The organism is Allorhizobium sp. Av2 (genome assembly GCF_021462805.2).
In the GTDB taxonomy this organism is placed as follows: domain Bacteria; phylum Pseudomonadota; class Alphaproteobacteria; order Rhizobiales; family Rhizobiaceae; genus Allorhizobium; species Allorhizobium vitis_G.
This window is the reverse complement of sequence record NZ_CP192696.1, coordinates 1,412,691-1,436,994: the sequence shown is the minus strand read 5'-3', so window position 1 is coordinate 1,436,994 and position 24,304 is coordinate 1,412,691. Positions and strand designations below refer to the sequence as shown.

At 58.5% G+C, this 24,304-nt stretch carries 21 protein-coding genes and 1 tRNA gene; 7 read left to right on the top strand and 15 right to left on the bottom strand.

What is annotated here, in order from left to right:
- The first annotated feature begins 25 nt into the window (after window positions 1-25).
- From FS819_RS06940 to FS819_RS06925, 4 genes are read left to right on the top strand one after another with little or no spacing between them, the layout of a single operon-like run.
- Window positions 26-1,066 carry an ABC transporter ATP-binding protein gene (locus FS819_RS06940; protein WP_156547781.1) on the top strand — a complete coding sequence of 347 codons (1,041 nt, stop codon included), beginning with the start codon at window positions 26-28 and terminating at the stop codon, window positions 1,064-1,066.
- Window positions 1,066-1,920 carry an ABC transporter permease gene (locus FS819_RS06935; RefSeq protein WP_156547782.1) on the top strand — a complete coding sequence of 285 codons (855 nt, stop codon included), beginning with the start codon at window positions 1,066-1,068 and terminating at the stop codon, window positions 1,918-1,920. Before FS819_RS06940 ends, FS819_RS06935 begins: the two co-directional genes overlap by 1 nt.
- Window positions 1,917-2,783, top strand: a complete 867-nt coding sequence (locus tag FS819_RS06930) for an ABC transporter permease (protein ID WP_197434059.1) — start codon at window positions 1,917-1,919, stop codon at window positions 2,781-2,783. The genes FS819_RS06935 and FS819_RS06930 overlap by 4 nt, the downstream gene beginning before the upstream one ends.
- 36 nt (window positions 2,784-2,819) lie before the next feature.
- Entirely contained in the window at window positions 2,820-3,701 is an 882-nt protein-coding gene (locus FS819_RS06925; RefSeq protein WP_197434060.1) for a glycerophosphodiester phosphodiesterase family protein, read from the top strand.
- A 69-nt stretch (window positions 3,702-3,770) separates the two neighbouring features.
- On the opposite strand, the gene FS819_RS06920 is transcribed toward FS819_RS06925, so the two are convergent.
- From FS819_RS06920 to pcsA, 10 genes are all read right to left on the bottom strand, one after another.
- The gene (locus FS819_RS06920; RefSeq protein WP_156547784.1) at window positions 3,771-5,246 is read right to left on the bottom strand and encodes an esterase-like activity of phytase family protein; all 1,476 of its coding nucleotides are present in this window, start codon (window positions 5,244-5,246) and stop codon (window positions 3,771-3,773) included.
- Window positions 5,247-5,426: 180 nt separating this feature from the next.
- On the bottom strand, window positions 5,427-6,107 hold the full coding sequence (locus FS819_RS06915) for a DUF502 domain-containing protein (protein WP_156547785.1): 681 nt from the start codon (window positions 6,105-6,107) through the stop codon (window positions 5,427-5,429).
- 128 nt (window positions 6,108-6,235) lie between these two features.
- Complete coding sequence (glmS, locus tag FS819_RS06910) at window positions 6,236-8,062, bottom strand: glutamine--fructose-6-phosphate transaminase (isomerizing) (protein WP_156547786.1); 1,827 nt, start codon at window positions 8,060-8,062, stop codon at window positions 6,236-6,238.
- A 171-nt stretch (window positions 8,063-8,233) separates the two neighbouring features.
- The gene (gene glmU, locus FS819_RS06905) at window positions 8,234-9,592 is read right to left on the bottom strand and encodes a bifunctional UDP-N-acetylglucosamine diphosphorylase/glucosamine-1-phosphate N-acetyltransferase GlmU (RefSeq protein ID WP_156547787.1); all 1,359 of its coding nucleotides are present in this window, start codon (window positions 9,590-9,592) and stop codon (window positions 8,234-8,236) included.
- 96 nt (window positions 9,593-9,688) lie between these two features.
- A complete protein-coding gene (locus FS819_RS06900; RefSeq protein ID WP_156547788.1) occupies window positions 9,689-10,039 on the bottom strand; it encodes a pentapeptide repeat-containing protein in 351 nt (116 codons plus the stop codon).
- 83 nt (window positions 10,040-10,122) lie between these two features.
- On the bottom strand, window positions 10,123-11,196 hold the full coding sequence (locus tag FS819_RS06895; protein ID WP_156547789.1) for a BMP family ABC transporter substrate-binding protein: 1,074 nt from the start codon (window positions 11,194-11,196) through the stop codon (window positions 10,123-10,125).
- Window positions 11,197-11,232: 36 nt separating this feature from the next.
- A complete protein-coding gene (locus tag FS819_RS06890; RefSeq protein WP_156547790.1) occupies window positions 11,233-12,150 on the bottom strand; it encodes an ABC transporter permease in 918 nt (305 codons plus the stop codon).
- Window positions 12,147-13,244 carry an ABC transporter permease gene (locus tag FS819_RS06885; RefSeq protein ID WP_156547791.1) on the bottom strand — a complete coding sequence of 366 codons (1,098 nt, stop codon included), beginning with the start codon at window positions 13,242-13,244 and terminating at the stop codon, window positions 12,147-12,149. The genes FS819_RS06890 and FS819_RS06885 overlap by 4 nt, the downstream gene beginning before the upstream one ends.
- Window positions 13,234-14,832 (bottom strand): ABC transporter ATP-binding protein, encoded by a 1,599-nt coding sequence (locus FS819_RS06880; protein WP_234624436.1) that lies wholly within the window; start codon window positions 14,830-14,832, stop codon window positions 13,234-13,236. Before FS819_RS06880 ends, FS819_RS06885 begins: the two co-directional genes overlap by 11 nt.
- 169 nt (window positions 14,833-15,001) lie before the next feature.
- Window positions 15,002-15,727 carry a phosphatidylcholine synthase gene (gene pcsA, locus FS819_RS06875; protein WP_156547792.1) on the bottom strand — a complete coding sequence of 242 codons (726 nt, stop codon included), beginning with the start codon at window positions 15,725-15,727 and terminating at the stop codon, window positions 15,002-15,004.
- Window positions 15,728-15,923: 196 nt separating this feature from the next.
- On the opposite strand from pcsA, the gene FS819_RS06870 reads away from it, so the two are divergent.
- Window positions 15,924-17,132, top strand: coding sequence for a UbiH/UbiF family hydroxylase (locus tag FS819_RS06870; RefSeq protein ID WP_156547793.1), 1,209 nt, complete (start codon window positions 15,924-15,926; stop codon window positions 17,130-17,132).
- Window positions 17,133-17,156: 24 nt separating this feature from the next.
- On the opposite strand, the gene FS819_RS06865 is transcribed toward FS819_RS06870, so the two are convergent.
- On the bottom strand, window positions 17,157-17,903 hold the full coding sequence (locus tag FS819_RS06865; RefSeq protein WP_070164653.1) for a cytochrome c biogenesis CcdA family protein: 747 nt from the start codon (window positions 17,901-17,903) through the stop codon (window positions 17,157-17,159).
- A 193-nt stretch (window positions 17,904-18,096) separates the two neighbouring features.
- Between FS819_RS06865 and FS819_RS06860 the strand changes: the two genes are divergently transcribed.
- Window positions 18,097-18,172, top strand: a tRNA-Lys gene (locus FS819_RS06860).
- 139 nt (window positions 18,173-18,311) lie between these two features.
- Here the strand turns inward: FS819_RS06860 and FS819_RS06855 are convergent.
- The 4 genes from FS819_RS06855 to metG are packed head-to-tail and all read right to left on the bottom strand — an operon-like array spanning window position 18,312 to window position 23,308.
- The gene (locus tag FS819_RS06855; RefSeq protein WP_071206365.1) at window positions 18,312-20,096 is read right to left on the bottom strand and encodes a chloride channel protein; all 1,785 of its coding nucleotides are present in this window, start codon (window positions 20,094-20,096) and stop codon (window positions 18,312-18,314) included.
- Between the two features lie 34 nt (window positions 20,097-20,130).
- Window positions 20,131-20,949 (bottom strand): MBL fold metallo-hydrolase, encoded by an 819-nt coding sequence (locus FS819_RS06850; RefSeq protein WP_156547794.1) that lies wholly within the window; start codon window positions 20,947-20,949, stop codon window positions 20,131-20,133.
- Between the two features lie 7 nt (window positions 20,950-20,956).
- A complete protein-coding gene (locus FS819_RS06845) occupies window positions 20,957-21,739 on the bottom strand; it encodes a TatD family hydrolase (protein WP_156547795.1) in 783 nt (260 codons plus the stop codon).
- 3 nt (window positions 21,740-21,742) lie between these two features.
- The gene (gene metG / locus FS819_RS06840; RefSeq protein WP_156547796.1) at window positions 21,743-23,308 is read right to left on the bottom strand and encodes a methionine--tRNA ligase; all 1,566 of its coding nucleotides are present in this window, start codon (window positions 23,306-23,308) and stop codon (window positions 21,743-21,745) included.
- Between the two features lie 211 nt (window positions 23,309-23,519).
- Here metG and FS819_RS06835 point away from each other — a divergent pair, with 211 nt between their 5' ends.
- Window positions 23,520-24,293 carry a sulfite exporter TauE/SafE family protein gene (locus FS819_RS06835; protein ID WP_156547797.1) on the top strand — a complete coding sequence of 258 codons (774 nt, stop codon included), beginning with the start codon at window positions 23,520-23,522 and terminating at the stop codon, window positions 24,291-24,293.
- Window positions 24,294-24,304 lie beyond the last annotated feature (11 nt).

Sequence of the window (24,304 nt, the reverse complement as noted above, 5' to 3'; positions counted from 1 at the left end):
ATACACGACGAACAGGGGCAAAGACATGAGCGAGCTCGACATCAACAATATCACCAAGGATTTCGGGTCAGCCCGCGTCCTCCACCCGGTTTCGCTTGCCGTCGAAAAGGGCGAATTCGTCACCATTCTCGGTCCCTCCGGCTGCGGAAAATCGACGCTGCTGCGCATCTTGATGGGGATCAGCGAGGCGTCCGGCGGCGAAATCCGGCTGGCTGGCAAGCGGATTGATGGGCTTTCCCCCGAAGCGCGCGATATCGCCATGGTGTTCCAATCCTATGCGCTGTTTCCGCATATGTCGGTCGCCAAAAACCTCGGCTTCGGCCTAAAGATGAAGAATGTGCCGAAAGACGAGCGGGCGCGGCGCATCGCCCATGTGCTGGAGATCTGCAATCTCAGCGCCCTGGTGGATCGCATGCCCCGGCAATTGTCCGGCGGCCAGCAGCAGCGGGTAGCTTTGGCCCGCGCCATCGTCATGCAGCCAAGTCTTTTGCTGTTTGACGAACCGCTCTCCAATCTCGATGCCAAGCTGCGTGACAGCCTTCGCCACGAGCTGGTCGAGCTGCATCGCCGTATCGGCGCGACAAGCCTTTACGTCACCCACGACCAGGCCGAGGCCATGGCGATGTCCGACCGGATCGTGGTGATGAATGGCGGTCAGGTTGTCGAAATCGGCACGCCGCTTGAGCTGTACCGGGCGCCGAAAGCGGCCTTTACCGCCAGCTTCCTCGGCCAGACCAATCTTCTCTCCGTCAAGGCGTCCGGCATGGATGCATTGCTGCCCTGGGGCCAAAACGTGATGCTGGACCGTCCCGCTTTAGGCTCAATGCAGATTTCGGTCCGCCCGGAAAATATCGGCATCGAGCGCGACGAGAGCGGATCGGCAACCGTCACCTCTGTTTCATTCATGGGTGCCAATATCCTCTACACCGCCGATATCGGTGCTGTCGGGATCAAGATCAGCCAGTCGGGTGGCGGCACACCGATAGAAGCCGGCAGCCGGGTCTCGCTGACTTTCCACGATGCCGTGCATCTGCTCGAAGACCAGCCGGTGATGGAGGCCGCCTGATGCCATTGCTGCTTCGCCGCCGCTCAATCCAACTCCTGCTATTGCTTCTGCCGGGTGTCGGCTACCTGCTGTTCTTCTTCGGTCTGCCGCTGCTGTCGGCGCTGGTCGGCAGCTTCCGGCTGGAAGATGGAAGCTTTACACTGAGTTGGTATCAGCGGATCTTCACCCGGCCCTCCATGCTGCGCGGCTTGTCCACATCAATCTATTACGGTGTCATGCCGGTTTTCGTCTCGCTGGCGCTGTCTGTGCCGCTGGCGCTTCTGCTGCGCAAAAGTTTTCTTGGGCGCAAGCTGTTCGGCGGGTTTTACAAGCTGCCGATGGCCGTTCCGAGCATCATTGTCGGGCTGATGATCATCGTCGTCTTCGAGCGTGGCGGCTTTTTCGACCGCCTGCTGGCACCGCTGGGCTTTACGCTGCCGAAAATGGTCCGCGACGATTGGGGTGCTGGCGTTATCATGGCCAGTTCCTGGAAGCAGATCCCGTTCATGACGCTGATCATCACCAGCGCCTTTGCCGCCATTCCCGAGGATATCCGCTTTGCGGCCCGCACGCTTGGTGCATCCCGGCTTCGGACATTCCTGGCTGTGGACGTGCCGCTTGCCATGCCGGGCATTACCGCCGCCATTCTCCTGACCTTCATCGGCTCGATGGGCTCCTATGCCATTCCTGATATCGTCGGCCCGCCGACGGCGCGACCACTCTCTGTCCTAATGGTTCAGGAGTTCAAACAGGGACGGTTCGAGCAGGTCTATGCGATGGGCATGGTCCTCAGCCTGTTCGCGGTCATCGTTCTCCTGACCTATTATGCTCTAACCAGCCGGATCGGTGCTGGCAATACGCGGGGGAAGGCATGATGGCTGTTCTTGAGCTCGATACCCCTGCCACAGCAAAACGCCGCATGTTCCGCCCCGAAGACCGCCTGCTGGTTTCCATCGGCCTGTTCGCCACACTCGCCCTGGCCATCGCCCTGCCGCTTGCCCTGATGTTTGTCTGGAGCATCGCCGATGGCTGGCAGCCGCCGCATGTGCTGCCGCAAGTCTATACGATCAGCCGCTGGGCCAGCGTGCTCAGCGATCAAGGCCTGATCCAGGCCATGGTCACCAGCCTCGCCATCGCCTTCACGGTCACGTTCGCAACGGCTGTCATCGCCTTGCCGACAGCCTGGGCCATGGCCCGCTTTCCCTTCCGGCTGAAACGGCTGGTGGAGATCTTCATTCTCGCGCCGGTCATCATTCCCGGCCTGGTGGTCGCGGTCGGCATCGGCCAAGTGTTCCTGGCGCTGGGCCTTGCCTATTCGGTGGCTGGCGTCATCATCGTCCAGATCGTCGGCACCTTGCCGCTGATGATCCGGCTGATGACCGCAACGCTGGAGACCATTCCTGACGAATTGATCCATGCGGCCCGCTCGCTGGGTGCCGGAACAGTTGGCATTGTCGCGCATATCATCCTGCCGCTGGCCGTACCCGGCCTGCTGGCGGGCGGAATGATGTCGTTCATCGGCAGTTTCGAGGAATTCGACAAATCCTTCATCGTCGGCGCGCCTGTGGTCCAGACCCTGCCGATCAAGCTTTACATGTATCTCGACCCCTATTCGATGCAGCTACCGCTGGCTGCCATCGTTTCCTTCATCCTGCTTTTGCCAGCCCTCATCGTCTTCATCATCGCTGGTCGCATCCTGCGCGACGACCTGATGGCGGCAGGCATGGGCAAGATCTGATTCCTTCCATAATCCTAACAGCCGAAAGTCTAACCCATGCCTGTCCAGATATCCACGCTTGCGCACCAATCCCTGGTCACCCACCCCTGCTCGATTGCCGAAATGGCGTCGCGCACCAATCCCACCATTCTGACCATCGCCCATCGTGGCCTGTGGAAGAGCACGGCGGAAAATTCGCTGGCCTCAATACGGGAAGCAATTGCCCAAGGTGTGGATATGGTCGAAATCGACACCCAGGCCAGTGCCGATGGTCATCTCGTGGTTATTCACGATGCGACCCTGGACAGAACGACGACCGGCAGCCGCACGGTCAGCGATTTGCCGTTCGATGTCATCCGTCAGGCAAAGCTGCGCAGCGGCGCGGGCGGCCCTGAGGCTGATATAACCGAGGAATGCGTTCCGACACTTGAGGAAATTCTCGAAGAAGCCCGTGGTCGTATTACCGTCAATATCGACACGAAATTCACCCGTGATCTGCCGCAGGTGATGGAGACGGTGCTGCGGATGAACATTGCCGATCAGGTTCTGGTCAAGACCGACATCGATCTCGACGCGGACCATTTCGCCATTACCGATGCCGACTGGTTCGGAAAAATCCCGCATATGCCGATGTTTCCCGTTCGTCCTGGCCGGTTTACCGAGGACCTGCGCCGCATCGAGAGCCTCAAGGCGCCGATGATCGAAGTGAAGTTCACGGATCTGGCCGATATCGCCGATGCGCGGGCCGAGCTGGATCGCCAGAACATCCGCGTCTGGATCAACACGCTCGACGTATCGCATTGCCTTGACTTCAACGACACCCGCGCCCTTGCCGATCCGGACGGTGTGTGGACCGTTTTGGCAGATGCAGGCGTCGGCGCCATCCAGACCGACGAGGTCGAAGCATTCAAGGCTTGGCTCCACGCCAGACAGGCGTAAGCATAAACGGAGACGCCGTGCATCCCTTCGGATGCACGGCGTCTATTAGCGAGTAGCCTTGATCGATAATTACTTGGCAGTCATGCCCGGCAAGGTCACGCGGAACACCTGGAACATGGTATCAACCTCAGCACCGCCTTCAGCCTTGTAGGCAGCACCGACCTGATAGCCATCCTGGGTCAGGAAGTCGTTGTCATTGGCGACGAACAGGAAATAGTCATCCGGAGCGGCTGGATCGAGCGCCGATGCGACCGACATGGCTTCCCATTTTTCAGAGAGATTACTCTTGTCGTTTGGCGCGCCATTGTGCAGACCAAAGCGGGCGAGGTCCTTGTTGTCGTTGATGTCGATGAACGGCGTCACTGCTGCCACCTTCACAGAGGCATCCACCACGCCCTTCGGGGCAACCGGCTTCGCATCGTCAAACGCGCCATTGGCAATATCGGTAGCAGCAGACAGATCGACCAGGTCGATTTTGCGGTAAACCGAGGTATCGCCCTTCATGCTCTGGCCGTTATTGCTGTCACGCGCCAGCATCAGGAACGTCTTGTCCGACAGTGCCAGAATTTCGCTCTGAGCAGCAACGGCAACCTTGCCCTTGTTGTCGAAGGTCGGCAGCGGCACGACATATTCATGCACCAGCTTCAGATGATCCATATCGGCTGCATCATAGACGAGGGCGCGGGTATTCATCCGGGTGGAGCTGCTATCACCGCCATCCTGGCGGGTTGCAGATTGCAGCAGCGCAATCAGGAACTTACCATCCGGTGTCAGCGACATGCCTTCCAGGCCCTGGTTGTTCTGGCGACCGCTATCTGGGTCTTTCGGGTCTGGCTTCTTGCCGCCTTCGCCAACATTGTTGGACGAGAAGTTCAGCTCACCCTTGCGCATCGGCAGCAGAGCCTTTGGCGGCTGGGTGGCGGAGAGCAGTTTGCCCGCAGCCGAGAAGTGATAGATATAGGGACCGTATTCGTCGCTGATCATCATCGAGCCGTCCTTCAACAGAACGACGGCTTCCGGATCGAGCGAGATCTTGCCCGTGGTCGCTTGCGGCAAGGCTGGCAATGTCTTGGTCGCGGCGCGAATGCCGGATTCAGGATCAAGACCGGTCAGGCTCTTGCCCTCGCCGTCCGTCAGCAGGATCGTATCGGCAAGCTTTGCGTCAAAGCCCTTCTGCTGCTTGTCGGCTGGCAAAGTGGTTCCTGCCGGTGCTGGCGCAAGGGTAAAATCAATCTTGTTGATGCGGGTATTGTAATCCGTCGTGCCTTCGACATTGTAGCCACGATCCGGCAGGAGCCAAAGCGAACCGGAATAGGTCTCGCCCTGCTTTTTCCATTGCGTCAGATCGACCGCCATGCCGGAACCGGAGCCGAAGGTTTCCTTGAACTTGTCGCGCTCGTTGGCCGGAATGCGGCCGATGGCGACAAGTCCCTTGTTGGCGATTGTCACCCCATTGGCGCTGACCGTTCCTTCCGCCAGAACGACACCAACTGAGGAAACCAGAACAGTTGCAGCCAGAAGCAATGCCTTGCGTGAAAATACCATGATCCCGATCCTTTGCATCAACCGGGGCAGCGCTCAGCCTTGATGGGATACGGAATTGTCTGCCGTATCACTGCTCCCCCATCAGGGCCATTAGAAGCTTCCCGTGACAGGATCGTGACAAGGTCATACAGGAAACGGGCATTCTGCCGAAAGCCTACAGCCCCTTTTTCCCGCTGCAACTTACAAGACGGGCGGCATGGCAATTGTGCCAGAGCCCGGCTTCCACTCTGGCATCACCAATCCACCGGAAATCAGCAGCTTGGCGCCCTCCTCCGGCGTCATATCCAACAGTTTCAGACGGCTGCGCGGCACGAACATCAGGAAACCCGCCGTCGGAACCGGGGTCGGCGGCATGAAGACGGCAATCATCTCCTCGCCCTCCTCATTCAGCCGGGCCGCGATTTCGCCAGTGACTTCAGTGGCAACAAACACCATGGCCCAGGTGCCTGGTGCCGGGAACTCGATCAGCCCGACCTTTTTGAAGGAGCTGGATTGTTCCTTCAGCACCGTTTCAAAAATCTGCTTCAGGCTTTTGTAAAGGGTGCGAACCAGCGGCATCCGGCTGAGGATCGATTCCCCGAAATTGACGACGGAGCGCCCGACAAGATTGCGCCCCAGAAAACCGATCATGGTGATGCCGACCACCGCGATCACCAGGCCGGTGCCGGGAATGGCGATATTGAAGTAATATTCCGGATTGTAGCGCTGCGGAATATAGGGCGTCACCCAGCTGTCGGCCCAATCGATGAAGGTGAAGGTCAGCCAGACGGTGATCGCCAAAGGCGCACAAATAATCATGCCGGTCAGGAAATTGGTCCTTAGCCGGCTTGCAAAAGAAATTCGTTCTGGTTTATCCGACATATGATCCGATTTTTCATGAAATGGCCTGCTTCGCCGTACGCCGAACAAGGATGGCCCACAGCGACGCAGTATGGCCAAAGTGTGCGGCACCTTGCCCGCCAAGACAAGGTGCGCAGGCGATAAATCGATCACTCAACCGTGACGGATTTCGCCAGATTGCGCGGCTGATCGACATCCGTCCCCATGAACACCGCCGTATGATAGGCGAGCAACTGGATCGGCAGTGAAAACACCATGGGCGCGATGATTTCCGCCACATCGGGCAGAACGATGGTCGCCATGGTTTCCAGCCTGGAGGATGCAGCGCCCTTCTCATCAGTGATGAAAATAATCCTGCCGCCGCGCGCCGCCACTTCCTGCATGTTGGAGACGGTCTTTTCAAAGAACCGGTCATGCGGAGCGATGACGATAACAGGCATGTTTTCATCGATCAGTGCAATCGGCCCATGCTTCAGCTCACCTGCGGCATAGCCTTCGGCATGGATATAGGAAATTTCCTTGAGCTTCAGCGCCCCTTCCAAGGCCAGCGGATAGCTGGTGCCGCGACCGAGATAGAGCACGTCCTTAAATTTAGACAGGTCCCGAGAAAGGCTTTCCATCTGCGGCTGGATCAGGTTGACCACCCGGCTCATGATGCGCGGCAGTTCGGACAGATGCCGCACCATCTCCTTTTCTTCCTGTTCACCGATCAGGCCCCGCGCCTTACCGGCAGCTATCGCCAGCGATGCCATGACGGCGAGCTGGCAGGTGAAGGCCTTGGTGGAGGCAACGCCGATCTCCGGCCCGGCCAAAATTGGAAAGACCGCATCGGCCTCGCGGGCAATGGTCGATTCCTGCACATTGACGACCGCGCCGATTTTCAGCCCCGCCTCCTTGCAATAGCGCAGCGAGGCCAGCGTATCGGCGGTTTCGCCCGATTGCGAAATGAACAGCGCTGCCTGATCCGGCGACAGCGGCATTTCCCGGTAGCGAAATTCGGATGCGACATCGATTTCGACAGGCAGCCGGGCATAGCGCTCGAACCAGTATTTGCCGATCAGACCCGCCAGATAGGCCGTACCGCAGGCCGAAATCGCCAGCCCGCGCAGGCGGGCAAAATCCAGGCCGATCACGTCGCTCTTCACCGTATGGGCGGCCAGATCGACATAATGCGCCAGCGCGTGGGAGATCACCTCCGGCTGTTCATAGATTTCCTTCTCCATGAAATGGCGATGATTGCCCTTATCGACCAGATAGGCGCTGCCCTGGGAGGTCTGCTTGATACGCTTGACCGGCTTGCCAGCGAAATCCATGATCTGGGCGGTGCGGTGGCCGATCACAGCGAAATCCCCATCGACCAGATAGGTGATCTGGTTGGTGAAAGGCGACAGGGCAATGGCGTCAGAGCCCAGGAACATTTCGCCTTTGCCATGGCCGATGGCCAGCGGCGGCCCAAAACGAGCGGCGAAAAGCTGGGTCGGATCATCGGAAAACATCACCACCAGCGCATAGGCGCCGGTAATCCGGTTCAGCATCGCCAGCATCGCGGCTTTATGATCCAGCCCCTGACAGCGGAAGCGGGCAAGAAGCTGGGCGACGACTTCTGTGTCGGTCTGGCTGGTGAACGTAGCGCCATCAGCGACAAGCTCGTCGCGCAGCTCGGAGAAATTCTCGATAATGCCGTTGTGAACGACCGCGACGCCTTCGACGAAATGCGGATGGGCATTGGCTTCATTCGGCACGCCGTGCGTGGCCCAGCGAGTATGGGCAATGCCGATCAAGCCTGGAAGCGGCTGTTGTGCCAGCTTGGTTTCCAGATTGAACAGCTTGCCCTCGGCGCGGCGGCGATCCATCACGCCATGATCGAGCGTCGCAACGCCTGCCGAATCATACCCCCGATATTCCAGCCGCTTCAGGGCATCCACCAAGCGTTCCGAAACCGGCCGATCACCGACAATTCCGACAATACCGCACATGCAATTCTCCTTCTCGCGCTCACGCGAGGTCAGTCCTACCAATTCCGGAGGATTTCTCAATTCCAGGGATGGTCAATTTGGATATCGTGACGTTACGAAAATATCCGTGATCAGGAACCGGATTTTTTCATGGCCACTTTTGTTTTACGCATTTCCGGACGGAAAACCGCTTCACACTTTTCCTGAAAATGCTTTGATCGCCATATTCCGCTCGCGGATGACTTTTGCCCGCTCCGGTTTGATTTCCTGGCGCGCCCGGCCAAGCGCCAGAGCATCGGCAGGCACATCATCCGTAATCACGCTGCCAGAGGCGATCAACGCGCCATCGCCAATCGTGACCGGGGCGACCAGGGCGCTGTTGGAGCCGATAAAGGCATTCGCGCCAATCCGGGTCTCATGCTTGTTCACCCCATCGTAATTGCAGGTGATGGTGCCCGCGCCAATGTTGGTTTCCGCGCCAATAAAGGCATCGCCGATATAGGTGAGATGGTTGATCTTGGCACCTGCGCCGATCTCGGCCTTCTTCACCTCGCAGAAATTGCCGACCTTGGAGCCCTCGCCAAGATTGGCGCCAGGCCGCAGCCGCGCAAACGGGCCGACTGTCGCACCAGACGCCACATGCGCACCTTCCAGATGCGAAAAGGCATGGATCACAGCGCCGCTTTCCACCGTCACGCCGGGGCCGAACACCACATTCGGTTCGATCAGCACATCCTGGCCCAATACCGTATCATGAGCCAGAAACACGGTTTCCGGGGCGATCATCGAAACACCGGACAGCATAATCTCGTGACGTCGGCGCTCCTGCCAGAGCTTTTCGATCACCGCCAGTTCGGCGCGATTGTTGCAGCCGGCAAGCTCGGCTTCCGGCGCATCGACCGCAACCGCCTTGCCGCCCAGAGACCTGATGATTTCGACCAGATCGGTCAGGTAATATTCACCCTTGGCATTGGCATTGCCAATCCGCCCCAGAAGGTCCAGTGCCTTCGCACCATTGATCGCCATCAAGCCACTATTGCACCAGGTCACCTTGCGCTCTTCGTCGCTGGCATCCTTTTCTTCGCGGATAGCGACCAATTCACCATCCTCGACCAGAAGACGGCCATAGCCGGTCGGCTTTTCCGTGTGAAAGCCGATCACCGCAATGTCATTGCCGTCAGCCAAAGCCGCACGCGCCGCCAGCAGCGGACCTGGCGTAATCAGCGGCGCATCGCCATAGGCAACCAGAATATCGTCATAGCCTCGGGCAAGTGCCTCGCGCGCTGTCAAAACGGCATGGCCGGTGCCAAGCCGCTCGGTTTGCTCGAAGGCGGTAACGGACAGGCCTTTAACGCTGGCGGCTTTTGTCACCTTATCGGCATCACGTCCGACGACCAGCGCCACATCGGTAATATCGCTGGCGGCAATCGTCTGCATCACATGGGCAATCATCGGCAGGCCCGCCACCGGATGCAGCACCTTGGACATCGCGGATTTCATCCGCGTGCTATCGCCTGCGGCGAGAATGACGGCAAGACAGGTGCGGCTCATCAGGTATCTCCAGCCAGTATAGGGTCCAGCATGCACGGCAATACGACCGGCGAACGCTGTTTACCAGCTTGAATGAAAACTACAAATGGAGAAATATCAGCCGTCTTCGCTACCGGCCGACGAATGGACGGAACGATAGGCTGCCAGCAGCTCTTCGACAGAGATCCCATCGATGGTGGCTCCAATCATCCGGCAGCCGACGATTTGCAGACCGGAGAGATTGGCGTCGTGAATTTGCGCACCGGACAAGTTCACATCATTGACCCGCAGACCCGAGAGATTGGCATTATCGATCTGCCAGCCGGACAAATCGCCGTCGGTGAAGCGGGCACCGGAGACGTTGACCTGCTGAAAATGGCTGCCCGAAAGATTGGCATCTTGAAACTCCGATCCAGACAGATCGCAATCCTTCACATCCAACCGTTCCGTCACGCCATGAAGCTGCATGTCTTGATATCCTTGTTCGCAAAAAAGCCGCCCGGCCTTGACCGAGCGGCTCAATTTAACTGGATCGGACCTTCAGGCCAAGCTTACTTCGGCAGCTTGTCGTCCACGCCTTCGACGTAGAAGTTCATGCCGAGCAGCGTCTTGTCATCGGCCTTTTCACCAGCCTTCAACCAAGCCGTGCCGTCCTGCTTGTTGACAGGACCGGTGAAGGGATGCAATTCACCGGACTTGATCTTGGCTTCGGTTTCCTCGGCCAGTTTCTTCACATCGTCTGGCATGTTGGTGTAGGGCGCCATGGTCAGGATGCCGTCCTTCAGGCCGTCGAAGCTCTGTTCAGAGGTCCATTTGCCGTCCAGCAGGGCCTGGGTGCGCTTGATGTAATAAGCGCCCCAGGTGTCCTTGATGGCGGTCAGCTGCGAGGTCGGGCCAGCGGCGATCATGTCGGAGGCCTGGCCGAACGCCTTGATGCCGCGCTCCTGAGCGATCTGCATCGGGGCGGTGGTGTCGGTGTGCTGGGTCAGGATATCGACGCCCTGGTCCAGCAGCGCTTTAGCTGCATCGGCTTCCTTGCCAGGGTCGAACCAGGTGTTGACCCAGATGACCTTCATCTTGAAATTCGGATTGACGGATTTCGCACCCTGCTCAAAGGCATTGATGCCCATGACAACTTCAGGGATAGGGAAGGAGGCGATGTAACCAGCGTCACCCTTCTTCGACATCTTGCCGGCAATCACGCCGGAAATGTAACGGCCTTCGTAAAAGCGCGAATTGTAGGTCGCAACATTTTCAGCCGATTTGAAGCCAGTTGCGTGCTCGAATTTCACCTTGGGGAATTTCTTGGCGACCTTGACGGTGGCATCCATGAAACCGAAGGAGGTGGTGAAGATCAGCTTGCAGTCTTCGCGGGCCAGACGCTCGATAGCGCGTTCGGCATCCGGTCCTTCAGGCACGTTTTCAAGGAAAGGCGTGTCGATCTTGTCGCCGAAATGCTTCTGCAATTCCTGACGGCCCAGCTCGTGAGCCTGGGTCCAACCGCCATCGGTTTTGCTGCCAACATAAACGAAGCAGATCTTGGTCTTGTCGGCGGCGCTGGCGCTACCGGCAACGGAAAGCATCGTGGCGACGGAGGCCGCAAATGCGAGTGCGAGTTTTTTCATAATATCCCCTGATTGCATGAGAGTGAAGATGATGGGTCAGCGATCTGGAACGAAAGGCTTTCCCAGAGAAGCGGGCGTATTGATCAGCGTTGTGCGCCGATTATGCGAAATCGCGATCAAAACGACAATGGTGGCAGCATAAGGAAGTGCTGATAAAAACTGCGATGGCAATCCGATACCGAACGCCTGCGCATGTAGCTGGCCAATGGTGACCGCCCCGAACAGATAGCCGCCCGCCAGAACGCGCCCCGGCCGCCAGGAGGCAAACACCACCAGCGCCAGCGCGATCCAGCCGCGCCCGGCCGACATGTTTTCCACCCATTGCGGCGTATAGACCAGCGACAATTGCGCCCCGGCCAGACCGGAACAGGCACCGCCGAACATCACCGCCAGATAGCGGGTGCGGATAACTTTCAGCCCCAATGTATGGGCGGAGGCCGGACTATCGCCCACCGCCCGCAGCATCAGCCCGGCCCGACTTTTGAACAGGAACCAGTGGACGCCGATAACGAGGACAATCGCCAGATAGAAGATCAGATCCTGCCGGAACAGAAGAGAGCCGATGACGGGAATATCCGACAGCAGCGGAAATTCGATGGCCTGAAGCTTGACGCCAGGCTTGCCGACAAAACTCTCGCCCAACTGGCCGGAGACGCCAAGCCCCAGAATGGTCAGCGCCAGCCCGGTCGCAACCTGGTTGGTGACCAGCGTCAGCGTCAGAAACCCAAATAGCAGGGAAAACCCCGCCCCGGCGACAATGCCCGCTACCACGCCCAGAAGCGGTGACCCGGTAGAATAGGCGCATGCGAAGGCGGCGACCGCCCCCATGACCATCATGCCTTCGACGCCGAGATTGAGCACACCGGCGCGCTCAGTGACAAGCTCGCCAAGAGCGGCGATAACCAGCGGCGTCGAGGCAGTGATAACCGTCAGGAGAATGGCTTCGAGGATCATTTCGCACCCTCTGCCACGGAAGAGCGGGTTTTGGAGAACACCAGACGAACCTTGTAATAGATCAATGTGTCGCAGGAGAGCACGAAAAACAGCAACAGGCCCTGAAACACCCGCGCCACCTTATCCGAAACGCCGATCGCCAGCTGCGCGCCCTCGCCGCCCAGATAGGTCAGCGCCAGAACCAAACCGGCAACAATGATCCCAAGCGGATTGAGCCTGCCCAGAAAGGCGACAATAATCGCCGTAAATCCGTAGCCCGGTGAAATCGACGGCTGCAAGTGATTGATCGACCCAGAAACCTCCGAAATCCCGGCAAGACCGGCCAGCGCGCCGGAAAACAGCATGGAAAACCACACCATGCCCCTGGAGGAAAACCCGGCAAACCGCCCTGCCCGTTCCGACTGGCCAAGCACGACGATTTCAAAGCCCTTCAGCGTATAGCGCATCATCAACCAAACGCCGACAGCCGCAATCAGGGCAAAGACAAAGCCCCAATGGGCGCGTCCTGATTCTTCCCAGATGGCAGGCAGAATGCCCTCCGTGACGAATTCACGCGTCTGGGGAAAATTGAAGCCTTGCGGGTCACGCCACGGGCCGCGCACCAGATAATCCAGAATGAACTGAGCAATATAGACCAGCATCAGGCTGGTGAGAATTTCATTGGTGTTGAAGCGGGTTTTCAGCAGGGCCGGGATGGCGGCGTAGAGCGCACCGCCAACCATGCCCATCACCATCATTAGCGGCAAAAGCAGCGGTGATTGCCATTCGTAAAAGATCACCGGAATGATCGATCCGCAAATCGCCCCGACCGTGAACTGGCCTTCCGCGCCAATATTCCAATTGTTCGAGCGATAACAGACCGACAGGCCAACGGCGATCAGGATCAGTGGCCCGGCCTTGATCGCCAGCTCATGCAGCGACCAGATCTCGGTGAGCGGCGCGATGAAGAAGCTGTAAAGCGCAAAAAACGGGTCCTTGCCCAGGGCTGTAAACATCAACCCGCCGAACAGCAGCGTCAAAGCCAGCGCCAGCAGGGGCGAAACCAGCGTAAACAGTCCGGACGCGCGGGCGCGTTTTTCCAGTTCAATGCGCATCGGCGCTCTCCAGACCATGCAAGCCGCCCATCAACAACCCGATCTTCTCGCGGTTCATCACGCCGCTTGGATAGACTTTCGACAGCCTGCCTTCCGAAATCGCCGCAATCGACGTCGAGACTTCGAAAATCTCGTCCAGATCCTGGCTGATGATCACCACAGCCGAGCCTTGCGCCGCAAGATCGATCAGAGCCTGGCGAATGCGGCTGGCCGCACCCGCATCCACACCCCAGGTTGGCTGGTTGACGACCAGCACCGCCGGTTTGCGGTCCAGTTCACGCCCAACAATGAATTTTTGCAGGTTGCCGCCCGAAAGCGATCCGGCAACCGGGTCCTCGCCACTCTTGCGCACATCCATCGCCTCGCAAATCTGCCGGGTGGACGCCTTGATGGCACGATGACGGATCATTCCGAACAGTCCGGAAACATAGCGACCACGATCCGACCCATGCCGCGCCAACAGCAGATTATCCGACAGCGAAAGGCCGGTAACAGCCGCATGACCATGGCGCTCTTCCGGCACAAACCCCGCGCCGATCAACCGGCGCCGGTTGATGCCGAAACGCCCGACCGGTTGGCCGCAGAGCTGAATAGCCTGATGGTCACGCACGGTATATTCGCCGGACAGCACATCGAACAATTCGCTCTGGCCATTACCAGCCACGCCCGCCAGACCGAGAATTTCACCGGCACGCACATTCAGCGACACATCCTTCAGTGCCATGGAAAATGGTGTCCGCGCATCGACGCTGAGATGGGTGACCGTGAGCAGGTCCGCACCAACAGGAGCCGCACTATCCGGCGTAACACCCACCACTTCGGCACCAACCATCATTCGCGCCAACGTGGCCGGGGTTTCTTGGCGTGGATCGCAGGTCCCTGTCACCTTACCGTGGCGCAGAACCGTGGCACGATCGCAAATGCGCTGCACTTCTTCCAACCGGTGGCTGATATAGAGCACCGAACGCCCTTCGGCCCGCAGTTTTTCCAGCGTTTCGAACAGCTTGTCGGCCTCCTGCGGGGTCAGCACCGAGGTCGGCTCATCGAGAATGATCAGTTTCGGATTTTGCAACAATGCGCGGACGATTTCGATCCGCTGGCGCTCGCCCACCGACAGATCGGCCACATGGGCCGAAGGATCGAGCGGCAAACCGTAAGACAACGATAACGTCCGCGCCTGTTCGGAGATTTCGCCAATCGACACCGAGCGATCCAGGGACAAGGCGATGTTTTCAGCCACCGTCAGCGCTTCAAACAGCGAAAAATGCTGGAAGACCATGCCGATGCCAAGGCGGCGGGCCTCCGCTGGAGAAGCGACATCGACGGGACCTTGATGATCCCAATGGATCTCGCCAGCGCTTGGCGTCAGCACACCAAACAACATTTTGACAAGTGTGGATTTGCCCGCGCCGTTTTCCCCCAGCAGGGCATGGATTTCGCCGGGAAGAATGTCGAGATCAATACCATCGCAGGCGGCAAATGTGCCGAATCGCTTCGTCAGGCTGCGAACCGAAAGCAGCGGAGATGGCGCTACTTCTTTGCTATGCGACACTCGACCCCCTTGCTCCGCCTCGGTCGGGACGAACATCCACAACAAGGAGACGAAACGGATACCTAAACCATTTCAACACCTTCACACCATAGAACAGCGTGAAGAACAGATTGCTGAATGTATTGATACCGGTTTTATTGCCGCTTACAACTACCGGAAAGGTTATTTTTTGGGTCTTGCCCGTTTTTAAGGCAGGGCATTGTTTTCAACTACGGCCAAGCAACGGAAAAGCCTGGAGAATTCCACCAATCACATAGAGGTAAATGCCACTGATAATGAAGGGGATGACCAGGAAAGACGGCGTTTGGAAGTGCATCAGCAAGGCCGCGCCCCCCAGTCCGCACCACAGGAAAAACACCGCCAGATTAAGCGGTCTCAGCCGTTTGACCCGGACGGGATGCAGGAAGCTGATCGGCAGGAAGGTGAGCGCCACGGAAATGCCGACCACGATCATCGCTGTCGTCGCCGATGCATCGATGACGAACAGGGTGAAAACGATCATATTCCACACCACCGGAAAGCCGGAGAAGAAATATTCGTCGGTCTTCATGCCCATATCGGCATAGTAGATAGCGCTGGACACCACGATCATTCCGGCAGCGACGAAGGACCAGGGCTGGCCGATCATACCGCTCTGATAAAGCGCAAACGCAGGAAGCAGGACATAAGTGACATAATCGATAATGTTATCGAGCGTATCGCCTGACCAATTGGGCAGGACCTCCTTGACCTTGACCTTGCGGGCAATCGGCCCATCAATGCCGTCCACGGCCAGCGCCAGGCCAAGCCACCAGAACATATCGACAAAACGATGCTCTGCGGCGGCCACGACCCCCAGAAAGGCCAGGAACGAGCCGGAGGCTGTCAGAATATGCACGGAAAACGCGCGCATCTCTGCATAGGGTACGCGCTTATAGTTGAAAATCTTCATAATCCGCCGGTAGAAACCCCTTTGATTGGTTGGGGGATATTCTCCGAATCTGCCCCAAATGCAACCTTTCATCCAGGCTTTACCCGTTTTCCAGCACCACGCCGCGACATATCGTCATTCGGTTGCGACACACAAGCCCATGGATTTTCAGCGTCAGACACCCTATTTTGCAGATGAATGCATGAAGGAGCAGACGATGGAAACGGTCGATGTCACGGTAATTGGCGCGGGTCTGGCTGGGTCGGTCGCGGCGCTGACGCTGGCACGGCGCGGGCGCAAGGTAACGTTGGTTGCCGGGGATACCCGCCCGAAAGATCGCCGCACCACGGCGCTGATGGATCAATCGATCCGCTTCCTTGACCGTCTCGGCCTGTGGGAAGACCTCAAATCCCAAGGCGAAGCGCTTTCGACCATGCAGATCATCGATGGCACCCAGCGACTGCTGCGCGCGCCGCCTGTCGCCTTTCGCAGTTCTGAAATCGGGCTGACCGCCTTCGGCTATAATTTTGAAAATCGCGATCTTCTCGATGTGTTCGACGCTGCCCTGGCGCGAGAACCCAATCTTACCATTTTGCATCAACAAGCCGCCTCGATTGATTTTACGACCGACACTGCTCGCGTAACGCTTGCCGATAACACTGTTATCGAATGCGATCTGGTGGTCGGTGCCGATGGCCGGCACTCGATGACGCGCGGCGCGGCGGATGTGGCGGTGCGGACCTGGTCCTATCCGCAAACGGCCGTGGTGCTGAATTTCACCCATGCCCTGCCCCACAACAATGTCTCGACCGAATTTCACACCGAAACCGGGCCGTTCACTCAGGTGCCGCTCAAAGGCAACCGTTCCAGCCTGGTCTGGGTGGTCGAGCCTGCGGAAGCGGAGCGGCTGACATCCTTGCCGCTCGAAGAGCTCAGCGCTCTGGTCGAAGCACGCATGCAGTCCCTACTGGGGCAAGTCACAGTCGAGGCACCGGCCCAGGCGTGGCCGCTTTCGGGCATGAGCGCCAACCGCTACGGAAAGGGCCGCGCCGTTTTCATCGGTGAGGCGGCGCATGCCTTCCCGCCCATCGGCGCGCAGGGCCTCAATCTCAGCCTGCGCGACATCATGGCCCTTGAAGATCTTGTCGGGCATGAGCCGCAAAAGCCACTCGGCGCAACACTTGGCGACCGATTCGACCGCCGCCGCAAGGTGGATGTCTGGAGCCGCACTGCCAGCGTCGATCTTCTGAACCGCTCGCTGCTGTCGTCCTTCCTGCCGGTGCAAATGGTGCGCGCCGCCGGTATTCACCTTCTCTCAAACCTGTCACCCCTGCGCCATTTTGCCATGCGCGAGGGCGTCGCACCGGGCCGTGGTTTCGGCGCATTTCCGCAAATGATCCGCGACAAGCTGAAGTCGCGATTCTGAGATCAGGCTTGATGGACCGAAAACTTATCCGATCCGCGACAAGATCGGAAAGCTCTGCTGAAACCAGATCGCCAGATCGGACACAAAACCGAAGATGAAGGCAAGCCCGGTTGCGACCAGCAGCAACCCCATGAGCTTTTCCACAAGGCCGAGATGGCGGCGAAACCGGGTAAGAAACCGCATGAAAGCCCCTGAAAAGCCAGCGGCGATCCAAAAGGGAATGGCAAGCCCCAGCGAATAGACCGCCAGCAGCACCGCCCCCTGTCCGACCGTGTCACGGGCTGCGGCGACCGCGAGAATAGCACCCAGTACCGGGCCGATGCAGGGCGTCCAACCGAAGGCAAAGGCCAGCCCCATCACATAGGCCCCTGTCAGGGTCGCAGGCTTGCCGCCACCTGAAAAGCGCATTTCGCGGGCCAGCAGGCCAATGCGAAACAACCCCAAAAAATTCAGCCCCATGATGATGATGATCAAGCCACCGATCTTCGACAGCAGATCGAGATGCTGACGCAACATCATACCGATGGAGGAAGCACCTGCCCCGAGCGCCACAAAGACGGTGGCAAAGCCCAGGGTGAAACACAGCGCCGAAAAAATCACCGCCGAGCGCGCCCGCCGGTCAACCGCCACCGCCTCACCGCGAAACTGCTCGACGCTGACCCCCGCCATATAGCAGAGGTAAGGCGGCACCAGCGGCAAAACACAGGGCGAGAGAAAGGACAGCGTCCCGGCCACAAGCGCCGTCAGAAATGGAATTTCAGCAATCGTCACAATGTCCTCACCGCCCGGTATCTATTTTAATCGGTGTGGTAGCCCCGATGGCAATGACGTGCCAATCACCTTTTTGCCAAAGCCATAAAAACCTCTGGTGAAAATGTGAAAAAAGCTGTTTTTTTGGGTTGACCGAAAACACCGCCCTGCATATGGTCCGCGCACTTCCAGAGGGGCAGTTGCTCCGCTTCGGGAGCGCGTAGCTCAGCCGGTAGAGCAACTGACTTTTAATCAGTAGGTCCAGGGTTCGAATCCCTGCGCGCTCACCACTTTCCCAGAAGATGTCAGCTTATCATTTTACCGCATGGTGCGTTCAAAACTTGCCTGCCACCTCGCTACAGTACGTGAGTACCGGAAGCGCAGAAATTGCCATTTGCAAACGGCCAGCGGCGATTATTGGTTAGACTGTTAGAACTCGCCTGCAACCTCCCGGCGTCGCAGGTCCAGTTCTTCACTATAGCGGCGAAGCGTGTGGCTTTCGGTCAGCAAGCCGATTGGACGGTTCTGGACGCGGTCGTTCATCACGGCCAGCGCTTCGCTCTGGGTGGAATCAAAGATGGCGGCGGCCTGTTTGACATTCATGGTCGGCAAAAGCACATCCTTGGTATAGCGCAGATAGGTTTCCAGGCTGCGGCTCTCATCCTCGCGGTCCATTGGATCGGCATAGATTTCCGGCAGAAGCACGATACCGGCATAGCGGCCGTCGTCATTGACCATGATCACCCGCTGGGTCGAGCCCAAGGGAAATTGCTTGCAGAATTCCTCAAGCCCCATGGAGAGCTTGGCGGTGCGGACATCGGCGCGCATCATCTTGGCCACCGTCAGGTCACGTATCCAGCCGACATCCTGGGCGCTGCGAATGGTTTCGCCGCGCAGGTGAAAACGCCAGGTGGCGAAGGAATAGCCGAACGACACCCGCACCACCAGCGAGGTGGTGATAACAGAGGCAAGCACCAGCGCGGTGATCGGAAAGTCGCCGGTCAATTCCAGAGCCAGAAAGGTCATGGTCAGCGGTCCACCAATGACGGCGGCGGCAAAGGCGCTCATGCCGACCACGGCATAAATCACCGGCGTCAGCGTCAGAACTGGAAACAGCATGGCACCAAAGGCAAAGATCTTGCCGAGCAGCGCACCCATGAACAGCGAGGCGAAAAACAGGCCGCCACGAAAGCCGGAGCCGATGGAGACGGCGCTGGCAATGGATTTCAGGACGAACAGCAGCACCAGCGCATAAAGGCTGCTCTGGGTATTGAGGTTGATATGCAGCGCACCGTGGCCACCGGCCAGAACCTGCGGGGAGACCAGCGCCAGAAGGCCGATGATGATCCCGCCGATCATTGGCCTGAAGGGCTGGGAGATGAAGCTCTTGCGCGCGGTTTCCTCGATGAAGGATACCGCCTGCATGAGCACGATGCCAACGCCTGCGCAGACAATGCCGAGCATGACGGCGGGCAGGTAATCGATTGGGGTGATGTTACCAACCGCACCGATGTCAATGGACAGGCCCTGCCCGCCGATCTGGCTGGTAACGATTTTTGCCACCAGCGCCGAGACGATCACCGGGGCAAGCGTCACGACCGTATAGGAGCCGATGATCAGTTCGACCGCGTAGAAAGCACCGGTCAGCGGCGCATCGAAGGCCGCAGCAATCGCACCGGCGGCCCCGCAGCCCACCAGCAGCCGCAAGTCACCGCGCCGCAGCTTCAGCTTGACGCCAAGCTTGGAGGCAAAGCCGGAGGCGATCTGGGTGTAACCGGCCTCCAGCCCCACTGAGGCCCCGAAACCGTTGGAAATGATATTCTGCACGCAAACGATGATGCTGTCGGTCAGTGACAACCGTCCGCCATGCAGCGCATTGGCCTCGATGGGGTCGACCATCGGCTTTTTACGGGTTTTGGACAGGATGAAGACGATAATGCCAAGGATGACCCCTCCGATTATAGGGCCGCCCAGCACAATAGGGCCGGTAATGCCGCTGCCACTCAGCGTGCCTTCCACTCCGAAAATAAGAAAATGCAGACTGGCGCTTAAGAAACTGACCAGTGACACCAGCAAACCCGCGAGTATGCCGATAATGGCGGCCAGCACCACAAGCCCCAGTTCGCCCCGCCGTAGCAGTGCCTGAAGCCGGGATGCTTTCAGATTGTTGAGAAAGCTGGCTGTGCTGGGAGATTGAAAAGGCTTGTTCAACATCGTCTATCCTGGCCCGCGCCATGTTTTCGAGAAATCAGGCTGAAAGCGTGACCTCGAATTGCATCTGGTCATAGGCCGGCTCGACATGGTCAGGCGTTTCGCGCAGGACGGTGTCGTAATCGAGCGGAATATGCATATGTGTCAATATCGCCCGCTTCGGGGCAAGCCGGTCGATCCATGCCAGTGATTGCGACAGCGACAGGTGGCTCGGATGCTCCCTATATTGCAGGGCATCGATAACAAGCACATCCAGCCCAGCCAGGCGCGGCACGGTATGCGCTGGGAAATCACTGACATCGCTGCAATAGGCGACATCGCCGATCCGAAAGCCGAGTGAAATAATGTCGCCATGCTGCTGTTCCAGCGGCAGGAGCGCAATGCGCCCGCCTGCGCCATCGATCTCGACCGGACGGTCCATGTCCTCGATGAGATGCGGGCGCACGATGGGGGGATAATTGCTACCATCAGGGGTCTTCAGGCAATAGCCGAACCCCGTCTCTATCCGGCGCATGGTCTCCGGCTCGGCATAGATCGGAATGCGTCCGCGCTGCATCAAGGAATAGCCGCGCAGGTCATCGATGCCATGCAAGTGATCGGCATGGGCGTGGCTATAAACCACGGCGTCCAGCGATTGGACACCCGCTCGGATCATTTGTTCACGAAAATCCGGGCCGGTATCGACGAGAACCACGGTCTTGCCGCCATCAGGGCCGATCTGCTCGATCAGGAAAGACGCGCGTGTGCGCCGGTTTTTCGGGTTTGAAGGATCGCAGTCTCCCCAGTCACCATTGATCCGCGGCACGCCCGGCGACGATGAGCATCCCAGAATGGTGAAGCGGCGGAGATAGGTCATCTGTCACTCAAAGCCTTGGCATTTTCGAAAACAGTCTTAATGCATTATCCGTGGTGATCGCGGCGATGTCCGCGTAGCTGACACCCTTGACCTCCGCCAGCACCTCCGCCGTATTGACGACATAGGAGGGTTCGTTGCGTTTTCCACGCCAGCGCTTCGGCGCAAGGTAAGGCGCGTCGGTCTCCACCAGTAGCCGGTCCATCGGCAGATCCTTGGCGATATCGCGCAGCTCCTGCGATTTCGGAAAGGTCAGGATGCCGGAAAAGGAAATATAGCCACCCAGCTCCACGCCGGTTTTCGCCAAAGCCTCGCCAGCCGAAAAGCAATGCAGAATGAAGGGAAACGCACCCTTGGCCGTCTCCTCACGCAGGATCTGCGCCATGTCGTCATCGGCGCTGCGGCTATGGATTACCAGCGGCAATTGTGTGCGGCGCGACGCCTCGATATGACGCAGGAAGCCGGTCTTCTGGTCTTCAGGCGTTTGGGTATCGTAGAAGTAATCCAGGCCGCATTCGCCGATGGCAACGACCTTCTCATGCGCCTCGGCCAGCCGCACCAGATCATCAGCACCAATCTCCAGCTCTTCATTGGCATTGTTGGGATGGGTACCAACCGAGCAGAAGACCGAAGGATAGCGCTCCGTCAGCGCCAACAGCGCCGGAAGCTTGGCAACGCGGGTGGATATTGTCACCATCTGCTTGACGCCCGCGTCATGGGCGCGCTTCACCAGCGCGTCGCGCTCTTCCTCGAAATCGGCGAAATCCAGATGGCAATGGGTATCGATCAGCATCTATCAGGCCTTGTCTGCTGCTTTGTCTGCGTCCGGGGCAACGTAGCGCGGGAAGACCGGTGATACGGCAAGAAGCTCCGTTCCGGGTGTCAGGCGGCCTGCTTGGCCCAGTTTGGCGAACACCCGATCATCCGGTGCAATGGCCACGAGATCAAGCAGCTTCGCCGCACTGTCGGGCATGATCGGCTGGAACAGGATGGCAATCTGCCGCACCACTTCCGCCGTGACATACAGAACCGTTTCCATGCGCGGCACATCCGTCTTGCGCAGCACCCAGGGTGCCTGGGCGGCGAAATAACGGTCGGCTTCGTTGACAATGTTCATGATTGCACCCACAGCCTTGTGGATCTGCTGGCGAGACATTTCCTCGCGGCAGATGGTAATGGCCTCGTCGGCAATCGCAAGAATGGCCTCGTCGGCCTCAGTCAGAGGGCCGGGCTGCGGCACCTTGCCGTCGAGGTTCTTGGCGATCATCGATAGCGAACGGCTGGCAAGATTGCCGATGCCGTTGGCGAGATCGGCATTGATACGCGGAGCAATAAGCTCAGCATTACAATTGCCATCCTGCCCAAAAGAGATTTCGCGGCACAGGAAATAACGGACATTATCAAGACCGAACTGCTGCAACAGGTCAAAGGGGTCAACCACATTCCCAAGCGATTTTGACATCTTCTCGCCCTTGTTCAGGACGAATCCGTGGGCGAAAATTCGCTTAGGCAACGCAACACCCGCCGACAGCAGGAAAGCCGGCCAGTAGACGGCGTGGAAGCGGATAATGTCCTTGCCGATGATATGGGCGTCTGCTGGCCAATATTTGGCGCGCGGACCGTTTTCATCCGTCAGATAGCCGGTGGCTGTGATGTAATTGGTCAGCGCATCGACCCAGACATACATGACATGCTTGTCATCGCCGGGCACCTTGATACCCCAGTCAAAGGTGGTGCGCGACATCGACAGGTCCTTGAGACCGGACTTGACGAAGGACAGCACCTCATTGCGGCGCTCATTAGGGCCGATGAAATCCGGCTGATCCTCGTAGAGCTTCAGCAGCTTGTCTTCATAGGCTGAAAGACGGAAGAAATAGCTCTCCTCTTCCACCCATTCCACCGGCGTTCCCTGTGGCCCATAGCGAACGCCATCGGCGCGCATTTCGGTTTCGTCTTCGGCGTAATAGGCCTCGTCGCGCACCGAGTACCAGCCCGCATAGCTGTCCTTGTAGATGTCGCCGTTTTTCTCCATCCGCTTCCAGATTTCCTGGCTGGCGGCGTGGTGGCGGGCTTCCGTGGTGCGGATGAAATCGTCGTTGGAGGCATTGAGCAGCTTGCCCATGGCGCGGAATTCGTCAGAATTGCGCTTTGCCAGCTCCTCTGGCGCAATGCCTTCGTTGCGGGCGGTCTGCTGCATTTTCTGGCCGTGCTCGTCGGTGCCGGTCAGGAAGAACACGTCCTTGCCATCCAGCCGCTGGAAGCGCGCCATCGCATCCGTGGCGATCAGCTCATAGGCATGGCCAATATGCGGCTTGCCGTTCGGATAGGAGATGGCGGTGGTGATGTAGAACGTATCTTTCATGGGTCGGCCCTTGCAGTCCGCTTTATCGATCAGGAATGTCCGCCGCTCTTAGCGCATGTCGCCGCGTTGCGAAACAACAAGTTTCTCGGCCAAGCGCTTTGCGCATGAGGTCTTCGCCTTGACCGGCGTGCATTCCTTTCGCTAGATCGCTTTCATCGGCCCTGTCCGAATCCGAGGAGGCGACGTTCTGACCGGTTTTTCATTCGATCCAATGGTTTCGCTTTCAGGCTTTTTCGTGGGAGCTCTGGTTGGTATTACCGGCGTCGGCGGCGCATCGCTGATGACGCCGTTGATGGTGCTGCTGTTTGGCATTCATCCGGCAACCGCCGTGGGAACCGACCTTCTCTATGCGGCAATCACCAAGATGGCGGGTGCCGCTGTGCATCATCGCCACGGACATATCCGCTGGCGGCTGGTCGGCCTGCTGGCGCTGGGCAGCATTCCGGCCACGTCAGTGACGCTCTGGCTGATGAGCGGTGTTGACAGGAAAAGCGCCCATTCCACCGATCTCCTGACCACCAGCCTCGGCATCATGCTGATGATCACTGCACTCATCCTGCTGTTTCGCGATCTGCTGATGCGCTATGAAATCAACTGGCTTCAAGCCCATCGCAGCCCGAGCCCGCGCGCCATTGCAATCGGCACTGTCGTTCTAGGTCTGGTGTTGGGTGCAGTCGTTACGCTGACTTCGGTTGGCGCTGGGGCCATCGGCGTCACCGTGCTGCTGTTTCTCTATCCACGTGCCGCCATCAACGACATCGTTGGCTCTGATATTGCTCACGCCATTCCCCTGACGCTGATTGGCGGCATCGGCTATTGGGTGATCGGCGATGTCAACTGGGTGCTGCTGGGCTCCTTGCTGATCGGCTCCATTCCCGGAATCGTCTTGGGAAGTTATGCGGCACCACGCCTGCCGGAAAAAGCAGTGAGAATGATCCTGGCGGTTATTCTGGTCGTCGTCGCTGCAAAGCTGATCGCGCTATAGAACCCGATCAA